15 protein-coding genes and 1 pseudogene are annotated in these 15,764 nt (G+C 67.6%); 10 read left to right on the top strand and 6 right to left on the bottom strand.

All coding sequences use genetic code 11. From position 1 onward, the window contains the following. Positions 1 to 221: 221 nt before the first annotated feature. From QRO91_RS18375 to QRO91_RS18355, 5 genes are all read left to right on the top strand, one after another. On the top strand, positions 222 to 1,508 hold the full coding sequence (locus QRO91_RS18375) for a DUF445 domain-containing protein (protein WP_049431259.1): 1,287 nt from the start codon (positions 222 to 224) through the stop codon (positions 1,506 to 1,508). 250 nt (positions 1,509 to 1,758) lie between these two features. Then, positions 1,759 to 2,073, top strand: a complete 315-nt coding sequence (locus QRO91_RS18370) for a DUF3649 domain-containing protein (protein WP_049431256.1) — start codon at positions 1,759 to 1,761, stop codon at positions 2,071 to 2,073. After that, complete coding sequence (locus tag QRO91_RS18365; RefSeq protein WP_049431254.1) at positions 2,070 to 3,698, top strand: PepSY domain-containing protein; 1,629 nt, start codon at positions 2,070 to 2,072, stop codon at positions 3,696 to 3,698. The genes QRO91_RS18370 and QRO91_RS18365 overlap by 4 nt, the downstream gene beginning before the upstream one ends. Further along, complete coding sequence (locus tag QRO91_RS18360) at positions 3,695 to 4,024, top strand: DUF3325 domain-containing protein (protein WP_049431251.1); 330 nt, start codon at positions 3,695 to 3,697, stop codon at positions 4,022 to 4,024. Before QRO91_RS18365 ends, QRO91_RS18360 begins: the two co-directional genes overlap by 4 nt. A 29-nt stretch (positions 4,025 to 4,053) precedes the next feature. Continuing rightward, positions 4,054 to 4,527, top strand: a complete 474-nt coding sequence (locus tag QRO91_RS18355; RefSeq protein ID WP_049431248.1) for a hypothetical protein — start codon at positions 4,054 to 4,056, stop codon at positions 4,525 to 4,527. 119 nt (positions 4,528 to 4,646) lie between these two features. On the opposite strand, the gene rlmKL is transcribed toward QRO91_RS18355, so the two are convergent. Together rlmKL and QRO91_RS18345 are read right to left on the bottom strand one after the other, a co-directional pair. Continuing rightward, positions 4,647 to 6,785, bottom strand: a complete 2,139-nt coding sequence (gene rlmKL / locus QRO91_RS18350; protein ID WP_285310501.1) for a bifunctional 23S rRNA (guanine(2069)-N(7))-methyltransferase RlmK/23S rRNA (guanine(2445)-N(2))-methyltransferase RlmL — start codon at positions 6,783 to 6,785, stop codon at positions 4,647 to 4,649. Between the two features lie 145 nt (positions 6,786 to 6,930). Continuing rightward, positions 6,931 to 7,458 carry an alpha/beta hydrolase gene (locus QRO91_RS18345; RefSeq protein ID WP_049431244.1) on the bottom strand — a complete coding sequence of 176 codons (528 nt, stop codon included), beginning with the start codon at positions 7,456 to 7,458 and terminating at the stop codon, positions 6,931 to 6,933. A gap of 72 nt (positions 7,459 to 7,530) precedes the next feature. Here QRO91_RS18345 and QRO91_RS18340 point away from each other — a divergent pair, with 72 nt between their 5' ends. Further along, complete coding sequence (locus QRO91_RS18340; RefSeq protein ID WP_049431240.1) at positions 7,531 to 8,097, top strand: N-acetylmuramoyl-L-alanine amidase; 567 nt, start codon at positions 7,531 to 7,533, stop codon at positions 8,095 to 8,097. Between the two features lie 332 nt (positions 8,098 to 8,429). Here QRO91_RS18340 and QRO91_RS18335 read toward each other — a convergent pair. The 3 genes and pseudogenes from QRO91_RS18335 to QRO91_RS18325 all read right to left on the bottom strand — a co-directional run. Continuing rightward, a pseudogene (locus QRO91_RS18335) lies at positions 8,430 to 9,326 on the bottom strand (sulfurtransferase); the annotation flags it as partial. Beyond that, positions 9,323 to 10,126 (bottom strand): CoA pyrophosphatase, encoded by an 804-nt coding sequence (locus QRO91_RS18330; protein WP_049431235.1) that lies wholly within the window; start codon positions 10,124 to 10,126, stop codon positions 9,323 to 9,325. The pseudogene QRO91_RS18335 and the gene QRO91_RS18330, both read right to left, overlap by 4 nt. A 177-nt stretch (positions 10,127 to 10,303) precedes the next feature. Further along, positions 10,304 to 11,005 (bottom strand): FKBP-type peptidyl-prolyl cis-trans isomerase N-terminal domain-containing protein, encoded by a 702-nt coding sequence (locus tag QRO91_RS18325; RefSeq protein ID WP_005408797.1) that lies wholly within the window; start codon positions 11,003 to 11,005, stop codon positions 10,304 to 10,306. Between the two features lie 167 nt (positions 11,006 to 11,172). Between QRO91_RS18325 and QRO91_RS18320 the strand changes: the two genes are divergently transcribed. Genes QRO91_RS18320 through nth form a run of 3 tightly spaced genes read left to right on the top strand, consistent with a single transcriptional unit; the run spans position 11,173 to position 13,005 of the window. After that, a complete protein-coding gene (locus QRO91_RS18320; RefSeq protein WP_049431232.1) occupies positions 11,173 to 11,955 on the top strand; it encodes an enoyl-CoA hydratase/isomerase family protein in 783 nt (260 codons plus the stop codon). A 4-nt stretch (positions 11,956 to 11,959) separates the two neighbouring features. Next, positions 11,960 to 12,313, top strand: coding sequence for a hypothetical protein (locus QRO91_RS18315; protein WP_049431229.1), 354 nt, complete (start codon positions 11,960 to 11,962; stop codon positions 12,311 to 12,313). After that, positions 12,313 to 13,005: an endonuclease III gene (gene nth, locus QRO91_RS18310; protein WP_049431226.1), complete on the top strand. Its 693-nt coding sequence runs from the start codon at positions 12,313 to 12,315 to the stop codon at positions 13,003 to 13,005. The genes QRO91_RS18315 and nth overlap by 1 nt, the downstream gene beginning before the upstream one ends. An 81-nt stretch (positions 13,006 to 13,086) precedes the next feature. On the opposite strand, the gene QRO91_RS18305 is transcribed toward nth, so the two are convergent. Beyond that, positions 13,087 to 14,319 carry a porin gene (locus QRO91_RS18305; RefSeq protein ID WP_049431224.1) on the bottom strand — a complete coding sequence of 411 codons (1,233 nt, stop codon included), beginning with the start codon at positions 14,317 to 14,319 and terminating at the stop codon, positions 13,087 to 13,089. Positions 14,320 to 14,828: 509 nt separating this feature from the next. On the opposite strand from QRO91_RS18305, the gene pstS reads away from it, so the two are divergent. Further along, a partial coding sequence (pstS, locus tag QRO91_RS18300) for a phosphate ABC transporter substrate-binding protein PstS (protein WP_285310500.1) occupies positions 14,829 to 15,764 on the top strand: 936 nt, incomplete at its 3' end.

Genomic DNA, 15,764 nt, shown 5'->3' with positions numbered 1-15,764 from the left:
CCCCCCCCCCCCCCCCCCCCCCCCCCCCCCCCCCCCCCCCCCCCCCCCCCCCCCCCCCCCCCCCCCCCCCCCCCCCCCCCCCCCCCCCCCCCCCCCCCCCCCCCCCCCCCCCCCCCCCCCCCCCCGCATACCCCCCCCCCCCCCGGAACCCCGGGCGGGGGGGCGGCGGGGGGCCTCGCCTCTACAGACAGGCGTCACCGGGCTGCGGTTAGACTTCCGGCATGATGCCTGCCCACGATCCGCGCCGCGCACAACTGCGGCGCCTGAAAGCCCTCGCGCTCGGCCTGCTGCTGTTGATGCTGGCCGGATTCGCGGTCAGCCACTGGCAGGGCGAGCGCGGTATCTGGGCCTGGGTCTCGGCGTTCTGCGAGGCGGCCGCAGTCGGTGCACTGGCCGACTGGTTCGCGGTCGTCGCCCTGTTCCGGCGGCCGATGGGCCTGCCGATTCCGCACACTGCCATCATCCCGCGCAGCAAGGAGCGCATCGGCGACAGCCTGGCGCTGTTCGTGCGCGACCAGTTCCTGGAGCCAGGTGTGCTGCTGGCCAAGCTGCAGGTATTCGACCCGGCCAGCCGCCTCGGCAGCTGGCTGGCCGACCCGGCACGCTCGCGCATGCTGGCCGACATGGCCCGCGGCTGGGCCCTGCAGGCGCTGGACTTCTTCGACGAAACCGCAGTACGCCGGCAGCTGCATGCCTTCGTGGTGCAGCAGCTGCGGCAGTGGAATGCCGCCGCCACCGCGGGTGAACTGCTGGCCCTGCTGACCGCCGATGGGCGCCACCAGCGCGTGCTGGACGAGGGCCTGCAGCGGCTGGGGCGCTGGCTGGAACAACCGGAGGTGAAGGAACGCGCCTCGCAGTTGATCGTGCGCTATATCCAGCGCGAATGGCCGACGTTGTCGAGCACGGTGAACTGGGTCAAGCCGATCGACGAGATCGGCGACAGCCTGGCCGAGCGCCTGGCGCGGGCGGTGCTGGAAGAACTGCAGCAGGTGCTGGCCGAGCCGCAGCATCCGCTGCGCCAGGACTACGAGACCTGGCTGCAGAATTACGTGCAGCGCCTGCGCGAGGACCCGGCCCTGGCGGAGCGCATCGAGCAGCTCAAGCAGGAAATGATCGACCACCCCGCCCTGCAGGACTACGTGCAAGGGCTGTGGACGCGCATCCACGCCAGCCTGCGCGCCGATCTGCAACGCGAAGACTCGGCGCTGGTCGGCCACCTGCAGCGCAGCCTCGCGTCGCTGGGCGCCAGCCTGCAGGCTGACCCGGCCCTGCGCGAGGCCCTCAACCAGCACCTGCTGGAAGGTGCGCAGCGCCTGACCGGCCGCCTGCGCGAGGGCGTGACCACGCATATCGCGCAGACCGTGAAAGGCTGGGACGAGCGGCACCTGGTCGAACAGCTGGAACTGAGCGTGGGCCGTGACCTGCAATTCATCCGCTTCAACGGCACCCTGGTCGGCGGTCTGATCGGCCTGCTGCTGCACGCTGCGACGGTCCTTTTCCGCTTCTGAAGCCTCCCTGCACGGGAGCGGGCGCCGTCACGCTTGATTAACGAAATGCGAATGCCTATCATTTTCTAATCGGTTGTACGCTTAGCCAAACAGGCGCGGAAGACGCGCCCATCGCCCGTGTACATCCCCGACCTCTGAGCTGCCCGTCTGCGCGGGCGGTGCTTCGTCGATGGGACACGCTGGGCGACATGCGCAGGGCGCAAGGGGGCCGCGGACGCGTTCCATCCCCTCCCCTACCTGCAGGAACGCCGTGGACCGCTCGCCCGCAACCGCCAGCCCCCGCACCTTCTTCTCCAACCCGCGCTGGGGCGTGCTGTCACGTTCGTTGGCCGCGATCTTCGGCGGCTATGCGCTGGCCTCGGTGACCAGCGTGTTCTGCGCGGTGGCGCTGCCCGGCGCGCGCGGCCAGACCGTGCTGACCGGCATGCTGCTGGCGATCCTGGTCGCCGCCTGTGCCGCACTGTGGGCATTCGCCACCCGCAGCGCACTGCGCGCCTGGGTGGGCATCCTCGCCCCGGCCCTGCTGATGGCAGGCATTGCGCGCCTGATGGGGGCCTGGGCATGAAGAACGGATTCCGCCAATCGATGGCCTGGCTGCACACCTGGACCGGGCTGCTGGTCGGCTGGTTGCTGCTGCTGATCTTCATGGCCGGCACAGCCAGCTATTACCGCGAGGAAATCAGCCGCTGGATGCGCCCGGAGCTGCCGGCCAACAAGGTCAGCATCGATGTGGCCGCGCAGCGCGCGGTGGACTACCTGCAGGCCAATGCCAGCCAGGCCGGGAACTGGTTCGTCACGCTGCCGCAGCCGCGCAACCCGGCCATGCAGATGTTCTGGCGGTTGCCACCGGAGCTGGCCGACCCCAGCCGTGGCCGCCGCGGTGGCTTTGGCGACGCCACGCTGGATCCGAACACCGGCCAGGCATTGAAGGCGCGCGAGACCCGCGGCGGCGACTTCTTCTACCGGCTGCACTTCGACCTGCACTACATCCCGGTGCTGTGGGCGCGCTATCTGGTCGGCTTCTGCGCGATGTTCATGCTGGTGGCGATCATCACCGGCGTCATCACCCACAAGAAAATCTTCAAGGACTTCTTCACCTTCCGCAAGGACAAGGGCCTGCGTTCCTGGCTCGATTTCCACAACGTCAGCGCAGTGATGGCGCTGCCGTACCACGCGATGATCACCTACACCGGCATCGTCACCCTGATGATCATGTACCTGCCTTGGGGCGTGAAGGTGGCTTATCCGCAGGACGAGGACAAATTCTTCTTCGAGGCCTTCGGCGGCATGCCGGAGGTGACCGCGCCCGCCGAAGGACGCGCCACCCCGCTGCCGATCGCACAGCTGCTGGACAGCGCACGCGCGCATTGGCACGGCGTGGAAGTGGCCGGCTTCACCGTATCCAACCCGGGCGCAGCCAATGCGGTGATCGACATCCGCCAGCGCGACGGCAAGCGACTGTCCACCGACACCCCGGCCGTGCGCTACAGCATGGTCAGCGGTGCGCTGCTGGAAGAAACACCGCCGTCCGGTGGCGCCACCGCCACCCGCGGCGTGCTGTACGGCCTGCACCTGGCACGCTTCGCCGACTGGGGCCTGCGCGCGTTGTTCTTCCTGTCCGGCCTGGTCGGCTGCCTGATGGTGGCCAGCGGCGTGGTGCTGTGGGCGGTGAAGGAACGGCCGAAGCATGCCAGGAGTGGACGCACCGGCTTCGGCCTGCGCCTGGTCGATGCGCTGAACATCGGCACCGTAGCCGGCCTGCCGATTGCCTTCGCGGCCTACTTCTGGGGCAACCGCCTGCTGCCGCTGGACATCGCCGAGCGCTCCAGCGCCGAGGCCAACGTGTTCTTCTACGCCTGGGGCGCGGCGTTGCTGGCGGCCTTCATCTGGCCAAAGCGGATGATGTGGGCGTGGCAGCTGTACCTCGGTGCAACGGCGTTCGCGCTGGTGCCGGTGGTCAACGCGCTGACTACACACGCGCACCTCGGCGTCACCCTGCGCAACGGTGAATGGGTGCTGGCCGGCGTTGATCTGTCGATGATTGCCTTCGGCGCGATGCTGGCGATGTGCGGCTGGCGCATGCAGCGCTGGACGCCACCGCTGAGTGCGGCCGAGAAGAAGAAGCGCGCGGCTGCCGCAGCAGCGCCGAAGGCATCAGTCGAAGCGGCCGAAGCGGAGGCCAGCGCATGATGCTGCTGGCACTGACGCTGTCGTTCTCTGCGTTCACCGCCCTGTCGCTGGGGATGGAAAAGCACCAGCACGACCTGCATGGCAAGGCTGCGGCCGCACCGGCACGGCGGATGCAGTGGCGGGTACTGGGCTGGGTGCTGCTGACAGTGGCCTTCGCACTGTGCGTGGCCGACCACGGCTGGGCGGTGGGCCCGGTGCTGTGGCTGGGTGCGATGACCGTGGGTGGCGTGGCGCTGTCGTTCGGGTTGTACCCGTATCGGCCAACGTGGATCGCGCCGCTGGCGATCGCGCTGCCGGTGATCGGGCTGGTGGTGGGGTTGGTGTAACCGCAGGACGGGGACAACGGCATCCACGCATGGCGTGGATCTACAATGGCGGCATGGATAGCGTGCTGCAGCGGACGTCTGGAATCGGCTTCTTTTCCCGGTTGGGTGAAACACTGCCCGCAACGGCCGGCGTCGTCGCCGTTCGGTCGCTGGCCGAAGCACTGCGGACCATCGATACCGATGGTTTCGAGTGGATGCCCACAACACTGGGCGATTCGGATCCGTTTCACGGCGCCCTGCCCCATCCCGCCGAACTGGCCGACGCCCGGCGCGAACTCAACCGGAGCTTGATGCGCGCGCTTTCGGCACTGGATCTGCCGGCACTGCGCTGCGGTGCACATGACCTGCACCTGGTGGCGCGCGATGGAGCGATGTTCGCCTTCCGTCAACGCCTGCTGGAAACGCACCTCGGCCTGCCGGCGCACTGGGAACCCGTGCTTGCGCTGTACGAACGGGGGCATTGGCCGCTGGCCCACGCGCCGGGGCGCTTGCTGGTGCTGTAGAGCCGTCCACGCAGGCATGGATCTACCGGGCCCACGCTCGCCGGGCATGGCCCGGCGCTACCGTTCTGCGCGCACGTGGGTAGTGCCGGCCGCTGGCCGGCATTCCCTTTCGGCTGGAATCACCCCAACCGCTTCAGTTCCCACGCGCGGTGGATGCGCGCGTTGCGTTCGAAATCCGGGCCGAGGGTGCGCGCGGTGATCTCGCGGCACTGGGCGAACTCGGCGATGGCGTTCTCTTCCAGCTTGAAGCGGCGGAAGTTGTTGGAGAAGTACAGCACACCGCCGGGCGCCAATCGTGCCACCGCCGCACGCAGCAGCTTCAGCTGCTCACGCTGCACGTCGAAATCGTCGGCGCGCGCGGAGTTGGAGAAGGTCGGCGGATCGCAGAAGATCACATCGTACTGGCCACGGTCCGCTTCCAGCCATGCCATCGCATCGGCCTGCACCAGCAGGTGCTGGTTGCCGCCCTGCCCGTTCAAGGCCAGGTTGTCGTAGCACCACTGAAGGTAGGTCGCCGACAGATCGACGCTGGTGGTGCTGGCGGCACCGGCCACGGCGGCCTGCACGCTGGCCACGCCCGTATAGCAGAACAGGTTGAGGAAGCGCTTGCCACGCACCTGCTCGGCCATCATCCGGCGCAGCGGGCGGTGGTCGAGGAACAGCCCGGTATCCAGGTAGTCAAACAGGTTTACCTGCAGCAGCGCATTGTTCTCGCGCACCACGATGAACTCATCACGCTGCTCGAAGCGGCCGTACTTGCTGCCACCCTTGCCGCGCTCTCGCGACTTCATCGAGACCTGCTCCGGCGGCACGCCGAACACTTCGCGCGCAGCGGCCAGCAGTTCGTTGCGGCGGCGGCGCACGTCGTTCTCCGGGATCGCCGCCGGTGCGGCGTACTCCTGCACATGCAGGAAGGTGCGGCGCTTGCCACCATCTTCCTCGTAGACGTCAATGGCAGCCGCGTATTCCGGCAGGTCGGCGTCATAGGCGCGGAAGCAGGTGATGTCTTCGCGGGCGCGCCAGCTCTTGAACTTCTTCAGGTTCTTGCGCAGGCGGTTGGCCACCATCTGCGCACCTTCGCTCAACTCGCGCGGCTGCGCCGGATGGAGGCCCGGCACGGCGATCGGGTCGCAGACGATCAGCGCGCATTCCAGTGCGCCGTTGAACATCTGGTACTTCTTGCCGGCGCGCAGGCCGGTGGCGAAGGCCAGTTCGTCGTTGCCGCACAGCAGGCTGGCGCGCCATTGCGGCACCGCCTTCTGCAAGGCGTTGCCGAGCGCGCGGTACAGCGCCGGATCAGCGGCCAGGCGCTCGTCATACGGCGGGTTGCAGACCACCGCACCGATCTCCTGCTCCGGCGCGGCCAGGTCGGCCACATCGGCGCGGATGAAGCGGATCGCGTGGGCGACGCCCGCCACCTCGGCATTCTCGCGCGCCGCCTGGATCGCGATCGGGTCGATGTCGCTGCCGTGGATGACCGGCTTCAACGCGGCCAGGCCAGCCGCTTCGCGGTCACGCGCCTCGCTCTGGATGCTCTTCCAGGCCGCCTTGTCGAAGCCCAGCCAGCGGCTCGGCGGCAGGCTGCCATGGCGCATCAGGCCGGGAGCAACGTCGGCGGCCATCAGCGCGCCTTCGATCAGCAGCGTGCCGCTGCCGCACATCGGGTCCAGCAGCCCGCCACCAGCGGCGTGCAGGCGCGGCCACTGCGCGCGCAGCAGGAGCGCGGCGGCCAGGTTTTCCTTCAGCGGCGCTTCGTGGGCGGCGCCACGCCAGCCACGGCGATGCAGCGGGCCACCGCCGAGGTCGATCGACAGCGAAGCACGGCCCTTGCGCAGCGACAGGTTGACGCGCACATCGGGCAGATCGGTGTTGACCGAGGGGCGTTCCAGGCCCTCGTCGCGCATGCGGTCGACGATGGCGTCCTTGATCCGCTGTGCGGCGAAGCGCGCATGGGTGATCTTGTCACCGGACACGTGCGCGTCCACCGCCAGGGTCATCTCCGGCTTGATGTGCTCGTGCCACGGCAGCGCACGCACGCCGTCGTACAGGGCCTGTTCGTCCGGACAGTCGAACTCGTCGATCGGCCACAGCACGCGGCTGGCCAGACGCGACCACATCACGATCCGCAGCGCCTGCTCCAGTTCGCCCTCGGCGTTGACGCCGGCAATGGTGGCAGTGGCCTTGCCAAGGCCCAGGGCCGACAGCTCATCGGCAAGCAGGTATTCCAGGCCCTTGGCGCAGGAGACGAAGAATTTCACGGGATCGGTTCGCAGGTGGTCGGGCGCGGCACAGGGGCCGGGCCGGTCGGAAAGGAGGGCCGCAAGCACGGCCGGCAGGCCCGCGCCGGGGGCGGCGGGGCTGCCATTGTAGTCAAAGCGGGCGGGCGCGCCGTGCGCCCGGGCTTCACAGTTGCCGCAGCAGGCGCTCGAAGGCCTGCGCGGAGGCCTCCACGTGGCGTTCCAGGCGGTGCCCATCATCGACCAGCAGCAGCTGCGCCGAGCGCGCCTGGGCCCAGGCGATGACCCCGGCGGCCGGGACCACGTCGTCATGCCAGGCCTGGACCACGGTGGTCGGCACGGCGGCGGCGTCCAGCGCCGGCATCGGGCCCATGGTGGTCGGCGGCACCATCAGGAACAGGCCGGCCACCGGCACCTGCAGCGAGGCGATGGCAGAGATGTAGGCACCCAGGCTGGAGCCGGCCAGCACCACCGGGCCCTGCTGGGCCGCGATGGCGGTGCGCTCGACCAGGCGGCGCAGCCGAGTCGGCACGTCACCTACGCGGCTGACCTCGCTCATCGCGTCCAGGTCGGTGTAGTCGGGGCGCTCGTGGGTCCAGCCCAGCCGCTGCGCCACGTCGGCCAGCGCGGTGACCTTGGTCGCCTCCGGGCCGCTCTCGAAGCCATGCGACAGGATGCAGTGGCCGCGGCTCATGCGCGTGCTCCGTGCGAGCGGGCCAACGAGGAAAGGGAAGGCAGGTTCATGCCGCAATGCTAGCATCGCCGGATGCCCAACCCGCTCCTGCCCGGCCTGCAGCTGCAGCCCCTGCCCTACGAAGACCGTCTGCCCCTGCGCGACCCGGCCACGCTGGAAATGGTGGTGATCCACTGCACCGAGCTGCCCGACCTGGCGATGGCCCGCGAGTACGGCGAGCGCGTGCTGTACGACAGCGGTGCCGGCAACAGCGGCCATTTCTACATCGACCGCGATGGCCGCGTGGTGCAGTACGTGGCGCCGGAACGCGTGGCCCACCACGTACGCGGCATGAACGCGCATACGCTGGGCATCGAGCTGGTCAACACCGGGCGCTACCCGCACTGGTTCGACAGCCGTCACCAGGCGATGGACGAGGCGTACACCGAGGCGCAGCTGATGGCGCTGGAGGCGCTGCTGCTGGCGCTGGTGGCGCGCTACCCGTCGCTGCGGCGGATTGCCGGGCATGACCAGCTGGATCTGGAGCAGGTGCCGGCCAGTGATGATCCGGCGCTGACGGTGGCGCGCAAGCGTGACCCGGGGCCGTTGTTCCCGTGGGCGCGGGTGCTGGCGAGGGTGCCACTGCAGCCGGTTGGGTGAGGGTTTGCAGGGCTGCGCCCTGCACCTGCAGAAGCAACGGCAACGGCAACGTCAAACGCTGGCATTCCGTTGGATGGCGGGGTGTGTCCGGTTGCGGGGGACGCCGTAAACCCGTCCATGGGGGCTTGGCCGCGGCATCCATGCCGCGGACACCCCCGCAACCGGACCCACCCCGCCTTCGACAGTTTCCCGCTGCTGGTTGTGGGTTTCGACCATGGTCGACACGGGGTAGGATCCCCTTGCTACCCAACCGGGTATTACACAGTTTTGCGCTCGATGGGGTCACACCCCTTTCCCCGCGCGAAACCGATACGACCCTGCGGTACACACGGGCCGGTGGGGACACGGCGGCTGGTTTTCGGACACCATCCGCTCCAGGAATCGGCATAGATGCGCGCACCGCTCAGTCCTGCGCTTTCCATCGCCAGCAGCAGGTGGCAGGCGGTCACGCCAGAGCCACACATCAGCACCACCTGTTCTGGATCGCGGTTGCCGATCACGCCCTGCAGTTCGGCGCGAAGTTCCTGTGCGTCGCGCAGGCGGCCCTCGAGCACGTTCAGGGCGAACGGCCGGTTGACTGCGCCCGGCACGTGGCCGGCAACCGGGTCGAGGGGCTCCACTTCGCCGCGGAAACGTTCACCCGCGCGTGCGTCGACCAGCCAGCCCGGTGCATGTTTCAGGCGCGCGGTGATTTCATCGGCGTTGGCGACCTGGGTGGTATCGAAACGGCCCGGGTAGGCCGGCAGCACCGCCACGTCACTCTGACCGCTTTCCAGCGCGTGACTGGCGGCCTGCCAGGCTGCGACACCGCCGTCGAGCACGGCCACCTTCTGGTGGCCAATCAGTCGCAGCAGCCACCACAGGCGCGAGGCGGCCATGCTGCCGTCGCTGCCGTCGTAGACCACCACCTGGGTATCGGGGCTGATGCCCCACTGCCCCAGCTTTACGGCAAAGGCATCGCTGTCCGGCAGTGGATGGCGACCGTGGCCGACGCGCGACAGATCGGACAGATCACGATTGAGATCGGCATACACCGCACCCGGGATATGACCGGCCAGATACTGGCTGCTTCCCGCCTGCGGGTCGGCCAGCGAGGCCCGCGCATCGACCACGCGCACTGCGGTGCTGGCGGTGGCGCGTGCGTCGACCACGCGGATGCCCTCGCCCAACGCGGCAGCCAAGGTGGCGACATCGACCAGGGTGGTCCACGGCGGATCGATCGGGTTCATTGCACTTGCTCCAGGCGGCGACGCAGGTTGTAGAGAATGGCCGCGGTGGCGCCCCAGATGCGCTGGCCGGGCCAGCCGTACTCAAGGACGTGGCGGATGCGGCCGCGATGGTTGATTTCGACCTGGCGCAGGTTGTCCGCCGCCATCAGGTAGTCCAGCGGCACCTCGAACACCTCGGCGACTTCGCTGGGCTGCGGCACCGGCACGAAGTCCGGATCGACCACCGCCACCACCGGGGTGACCCGGTAGCCGGTGATCGTCACGAAGGGATCCAGGTAGCCCAGCGCCTGCACCTGGCCGGGGGCCAGTGCGATTTCTTCCTGGCTCTCGCGCAATGCCGCCGCCAGTGCGTCGCGGTCGTCGGGCTCGGTGCGTCCGCCGGGGAACCCGACCTGGCCACCGTGCGTGCGCAGGGTTTCGGTGCGACGGGTGAGGATCACCTGCGCGCCATTGGCTCGCGGCACGATGCCGGCCAGCACCGCCGCTTCCACCGGAGGCCCGGGCGGCAGCAGGTCAATCAGTTCGCTGCGGTTCCAGCCATCACCAACCGGCGGTTCGGCCAGCGGGTGCAGCGCGCGCATCAGCCGTTCGTGGTCGGCCAGCGAGCCGCGCAGTGACTGCTGAAGCTGCGCGCGCAGCGGTTGCACGCGGTGCAGGATGCGGTTGCGTTCGTCATTGCTCATCGACGACCACCGCGCGATTTCGTCGATATGCCGCCCGCACCCGCTGCACTGCCGGTGCGGATCCAGCGTGCACACTCCGATGCAGGGACTTGCGACAACACGCGCCGTTTCTTCCATTGTTTGCACCCGGCAACAGTAGCGCGAATGGGCGGGATTTGCGCGGGTAACGATGCGGCGCGTGACGGCATCGCACTGCGCGCGTTCGCCGAGCATGGCTCGGCGCTACAGGTCGCGCGCTGCGCAAACAAAAACGCGCCGGTGGAATCACCGGCGCGTTTGGTTTACCGCTTCGATTTACTTGACGCTGACCAGCTTGATCTCGAACTGCACAGCCACGTTCGGCGGGAACGGGGTGCGCGGGTCGGCACCGTAGGCCTGGTCCGGCGGCAGGGTGACTTCCCACTTCGAGCCTGCCGGCATCTGCAGCAGGGTCTCGCGCATGGCCTTCATTTCGACTTCGCTGACCTTGATCGACGGGATCTGCTGGGCCGGGCGGGCTTCGGTCGGGCGCTGGCCGTACGGGAACGGACCGGCCACTTCCAGCTGCACGGTGCTGGCCTGGGTCGGCTTGGCACCCTTGCCGGCTTCGATCACGCGGTACTGGACGCCGCTCGGCAGCGACTGCACGCCGGCCTTGGCCTTGTTCGCCGCGATGAACTGGTCGCTCTTGGTCTTGTTTTCGGCAGCAGCCTTTTCGTACTCGGCCTTGGCAGCCTGGGCACGGCCCTGCTCGCGCTTCTGGAACGCTTCAACGGCCGGCTTCAGCTGCTCGGCGGTGATCGCCGGCTGCTTCTTGGCGTAGGCATCCTGCAGGCCCTTCACCACCGAGTTGATGTCCAGCTGCTCACCGCGACCGGTCAGCTCCGCCAGGTTGTTGCCGTAGTCGTAACCGAAGTAGTAGCTCAGCTTGCCCTTTTCGGACGAAACGTCCTGGGCGAAGGCATTGCCCGTCAGGGCCAGGGCCGCGACGGCGACCGCGATAGAACGCAACTTCATCAAACAGTTCTCCAGGGGTGGTAACTCAGGGACGTTCTGCGCCGCCCTGAGGCGACGGGTTAGGATAACGGGCGCAACGTGTAACCGCTACTCACGATGCAGGCTATGACCCGTCTGCGTTCGCGGAGTTCAATATCACTTTTTTTTAACGTTCCAGGAGTTTACCCGTGGCCGATGCCCTGATCGCTGTCACCGACGACGGCGCCATCCGCACCGTGACCGTCCAGCGCCCGGACAAGCTCAACGCCCTCAATGCCGCGACCCTGCAGGCCCTGGCCGAGGCCTTCAGTGCTGCCGCCGCAGACCCGGAAGTGCGCGTGGTGGTGCTGACCGGTGCTGGCCCGAAGGCGTTCGTGGCCGGCGCCGACATTACCGAGATGAACACACTCAGCGCGGTTCAGGGACGTGATTTCTCGCTGCTGGGCCAGGCCCTGATGCGCCAGATCGAGCGCATGCCCAAGCCGGTCATCGCCCGCGTGAACGGTTTTGCGCTGGGCGGCGGCCTGGAGCTGGCGATGGCCTGCCACCTGCGCATCGCCGCCGATACCGCCAAAGTCGGCCAACCGGAAATCAATCTGGGCCTGATTCCCGGCTTCGGCGGCAGCCAGCGCCTGCTGCGCCTGTGCGGCCGTGCCGCCACCCTGGAGCTCTGCCTGCTGGGTGCACCGATCAACGCCGCACGTGCGCTGGAACTGGGGATCGTCAACGAGGTGGTGCCGGCCGACGCGCTGGACAATCGCGTGAATGACGTCGCCCGGCAGCTGGCGCGCTCGGCGCCGCTGGCCCTGCGCGGCCTGCTGGACGCGGTGCACGTGGGTGGCGAATGCAGCCTGGAAGCCGGGCTGGAATACGAAAGCGCGCAGTTTGGCCTGCTGTTCGCCACCGAGGACATGCGCGAGGGAACCAGCGCCTTCCTGCAGCGCCGCCCGCCGGCCTTCCAGAACCGCTGACGCCATGGCATCCCGACCCAACCCCGCGCGGCTGTTCGCCCGGGTCCAGGCAGACGATCTCGATGGCGCCCTTCAGGCCGGGCTGATGGACTATGTCGCCCGCGCCGACGACGCACAGTTGCTGCCCGGCCACCCGGAACTCCCGCAGCGGTTGCAGCAGGCCCAGCAGCAGCTTCAGGCGGCCTGGGCGGCACGCGAACGCTATCGCGCCCGCGCGGTACGGCTGGCCCGCCGCGAAGCCGAACGCGACGCACGGCGCACCCCGGCCCCGGCGCCGGACGTGAAGCCCGCCCTGCCCGCCGCAGCGGCCGCCATCCTCGCCCGGGCCAAGGCCCGCGCCAGCGGCAAGGAGCAGTAATGGCCACCACGAAGAAGACTGCACGCGCTCCGGCGCGGCGTGGCGGCACGATGCCGCGCGCCGACGTGGTGGAGATGTTCACCCGCCTGCGCGAACTCAACCCGCACCCGAAGACCGAACTGGAGTACAGCTCGCCGTTCGAGCTGCTGGTGGCGGTGGCGTTGTCGGCGCAGGCCACCGATGTCGGCGTCAACAAGGCCACGCGCCGCCTGTTCCCGGTGGCCAATACGCCGGCAAAGATCCTCGCGCTTGGCGAGGATGGGCTGAAGCAATACATCGCCACCATCGGCCTGTTCAACGCCAAGGCCAAGAACGTGATCGCCACCTGCGCGATCCTGCTGGAAAAGCATGGCGGTGAAGTGCCGCGCGATCGCGATGCACTGGAAGCGCTGCCGGGCGTCGGCCGCAAGACCGCCAATGTGGTGCTCAACACCGCGTTCGGCGAGCCGGCGATGGCGGTCGACACGCATATCTTCCGCGTCTCCAACCGTACCGGACTGGCCCCGGGAAAGAACGTGCGCGAAGTGGAAGACAAGCTGGTGAAGGTGATCCCCGCCGAGTTCCTGCTCGACGCGCATCATTGGCTGATCCTGCACGGGCGTTATGTGTGCAAGGCGCGCAAGCCGGATTGCCCGGGCTGCGTGATCGCCGATCTGTGCCGGTTCAAGGAAAAGACCACGGCCGAGGCGTGACGCAGTCTCTGTTTTGACCAGAAGAAGACGGCGGGCACAAGGCCCGCCGTCTGTGTTTCAGGACAAGCGTGCTTCAGGAGATCAGAACGACAGGTCGCCCCAGACGCCGAATTCCTTGGTCTTGTCGTTCTTCTTGTCGCCAGCGTTGGCCAGGTGGGTGTACTTGTACACGGTCGACAGCTTGAGGTTCTTCATGACCGGGAACTCGACGCCGACGTTCCAGTACTTGTCGCTCAGGGTCGGATCCAGGGTCTTGCTGACGTCGGTGTCATCGTAACGACCGAACACGTTGATGCCGCCGTCGGTCACGCGCACGCTGCCCCACACCGACCAGCCGCTGGACTTGTCGGTGGCAACGGTCATCACGTTGTTGAGGTTCTTGGCCTGGAAGTACTCACCACCGACGCGGAAATTGCTGTCGGCGTAGGCCACCATCGCGTTGGCGCGGGTGTAGGTGTTCTCGGAACTCTGGATGTCGGTTTCCTTGCCCAGCTTGCCGCTGTAGCCACCGACGGCAACCACGAAGTTCTCGTTCGGGGTGTAGGCCACGCGGCCTTCCACGTCCATGCCCTTGCTGCGGGTCGGGTTCTTGTAGCCGGCGCCGGACACCACCGAGACGGCGTAGTTGAAGTTGTTGCCCAGGTTGCCGAAGCCATGCAGGCCCCAGTCGGACGAGTTGCCGTACTTCAGGCGGTCGGTCAGGGTGTTCTCGACATAGCGCATGCCGTAGAACTTCTCGACGTAAGGGATCCACGGCATGTCGGCGGCACCGACGCGCAGGTTGAAGGCCGGGTCGAAGCTGCCCTGCACGTAGGCCTTCTTGACGAACAGTTCGGTGTTGCCAATGGCCGAGCTGTACTGGAAGTCGGTGGTCAGGTTGGCCGACCAGATGTCGTTGAACTTGTGGTCGACGGTCAGGTAGAAGCGCTTGACGTCCAGACCGGTGCCGCTGGCGGCGGTGTCTTTGCCGTTGCTGGTCTTGTCGATGTTGGTCAGGTCGAAGAACATGCGACCGCCGATCTTGTTGTCATTGACCAGCTTGGCCAGCTTGTCGACGCTGGTCTGGGTCTTCTGTGCACCTTCCAGCGCCTGCGCCTGGGTGATGTTCACTTCGGACTGCGCGTCGGACTGCGCCTGCAGCGCCTGCGAATCGTTCTGCAACTGCTGGACCTGGGCCTGCAGCGCGGCGATCTGTGCCTGCAGCTGCTGCAGCTGTGCCTGGGATACGCCCGAGCTGGCGGGGGCTGCGAAGGCGTCGGCGGAAACCAGACCGAGGCTTGCAACGACCGCGGCGGCGAGCAAATGGGAACGCATTTTGGATCTCTCCAGAGGGTTGGAATGGCTTGGGCAGAACGCCACGCCGGCAGGCCGGTCAAGCGTTTTGCGAACGTTCCGTTAAAACCATGACAGTCGAATGACAAACTGCGCACCAAACACAGGTTTCTTCGTGTGGTCATGCGGACGACGCATTTGCGCCGGCACCTGTGCCTAGGCCTTGCGACACATGGCGTGATGTATCCGCTTCAAGGCGCAACGCGGCCCCCACGCATCCCTGTGCAGTACATGACATCGCTGCCGGATGCCCATTACCCGGAATGCACGTGCGTCAGCGCGGAGGCGCCGTCAACGACATATGGAGGTTGGCGACTCACCGCCCCGCCGCACTCCGACCGCGCGCGAAACCTTCACGGACACCGCTGCAGCGGCAGCGGCGAGCGCTGTAACGGTTGCGTCATACAACGGTCCCTGCGCTGTCATCGAACCGTTATGGAATGTGCGCCGGGCGGGTAACCCCGCATCCCAATCAACCCAGGAGCCACCCCGTGATCCACGCCTTCAAGTCGCGCGTTGCCGTTGCCGTCTTCGCAGCGTCGTCCGTGTTCGCCGCCAACGCCGCTGAAATCACCGGCGCGGGCGCCTCGTTCATCTACCCGGTGATGTCGAAGTGGTCGGCCGACTACAACGCCGCCACCAGCAACAAGGTCAACTACCAGTCGATCGGTTCCGGCGGCGGCATTGCGCAGATCAAGGCCAAGACCGTTGATTTCGGCTCCTCCGACGCCCCGCTGAAGCCGGAAGAGCTGGCTGCTTCGGGCCTGGCGCAGTTCCCGTCGGTGATCGGCGGCGTGGTGCCGGTGGTCAACGTGGCCGGCATCGCCCCGGGCGCACTGAAGCTGGACGGCACCGTGCTGGCCAACATCTTCCTGGGCAAGATCAAGACCTGGAACGACCCGGCCATCGCCGCGCTGAACCCGGGCGTGGCTCTGCCGAGCGCCAAGATCACCGTCGTGCACCGTTCGGATGGTTCGGGCACCACCTTCAACTTCGTCAACTACCTGTCCAAGGTCAGCCCGGAGTGGAAGAGCTCGGTCGGTGAAGGCACCTCGGTCCAGTGGCCGGCCGGCATCGGCGGCAAGGGCAACGAAGGCGTTGCCGCATACGTGAAGCAGATCAAGGGTGGCATCGGCTACGTCGAACTGTCCTACGCGCTGCAGAACAAGCTGTCTTACACCGCGATGAAGAATGCCGCCGGCAAGTTCGTGCAGCCGAGCGATGCGTCGTTCGCCGCAGCCGCCGCCAGCGCCGACTGGGCCAGCGCCAAGGACTTCTACCTGGTGATGACCAACGCCCCGGGCGCCGAGTCGTGGCCGATCACCGCCACCAACTTCATCCTGGTGCACAAGAAGCCGAAGAATGCTGCCAACGGCAAGGCCACCCAGGAGTTCTTCCGCTGGGTCTACAAGAGCGGCGACGCCCAG

The organism is Stenotrophomonas maltophilia group sp. Smal32 (assembly GCF_030237085.1).
Taxonomy (GTDB): Bacteria; Pseudomonadota; Gammaproteobacteria; order Xanthomonadales; family Xanthomonadaceae; genus Stenotrophomonas; species Stenotrophomonas maltophilia_Q.
Note: the sequence above shows the minus strand (reverse complement) of the source record. Positions and strands in the feature narration are given on the sequence as shown.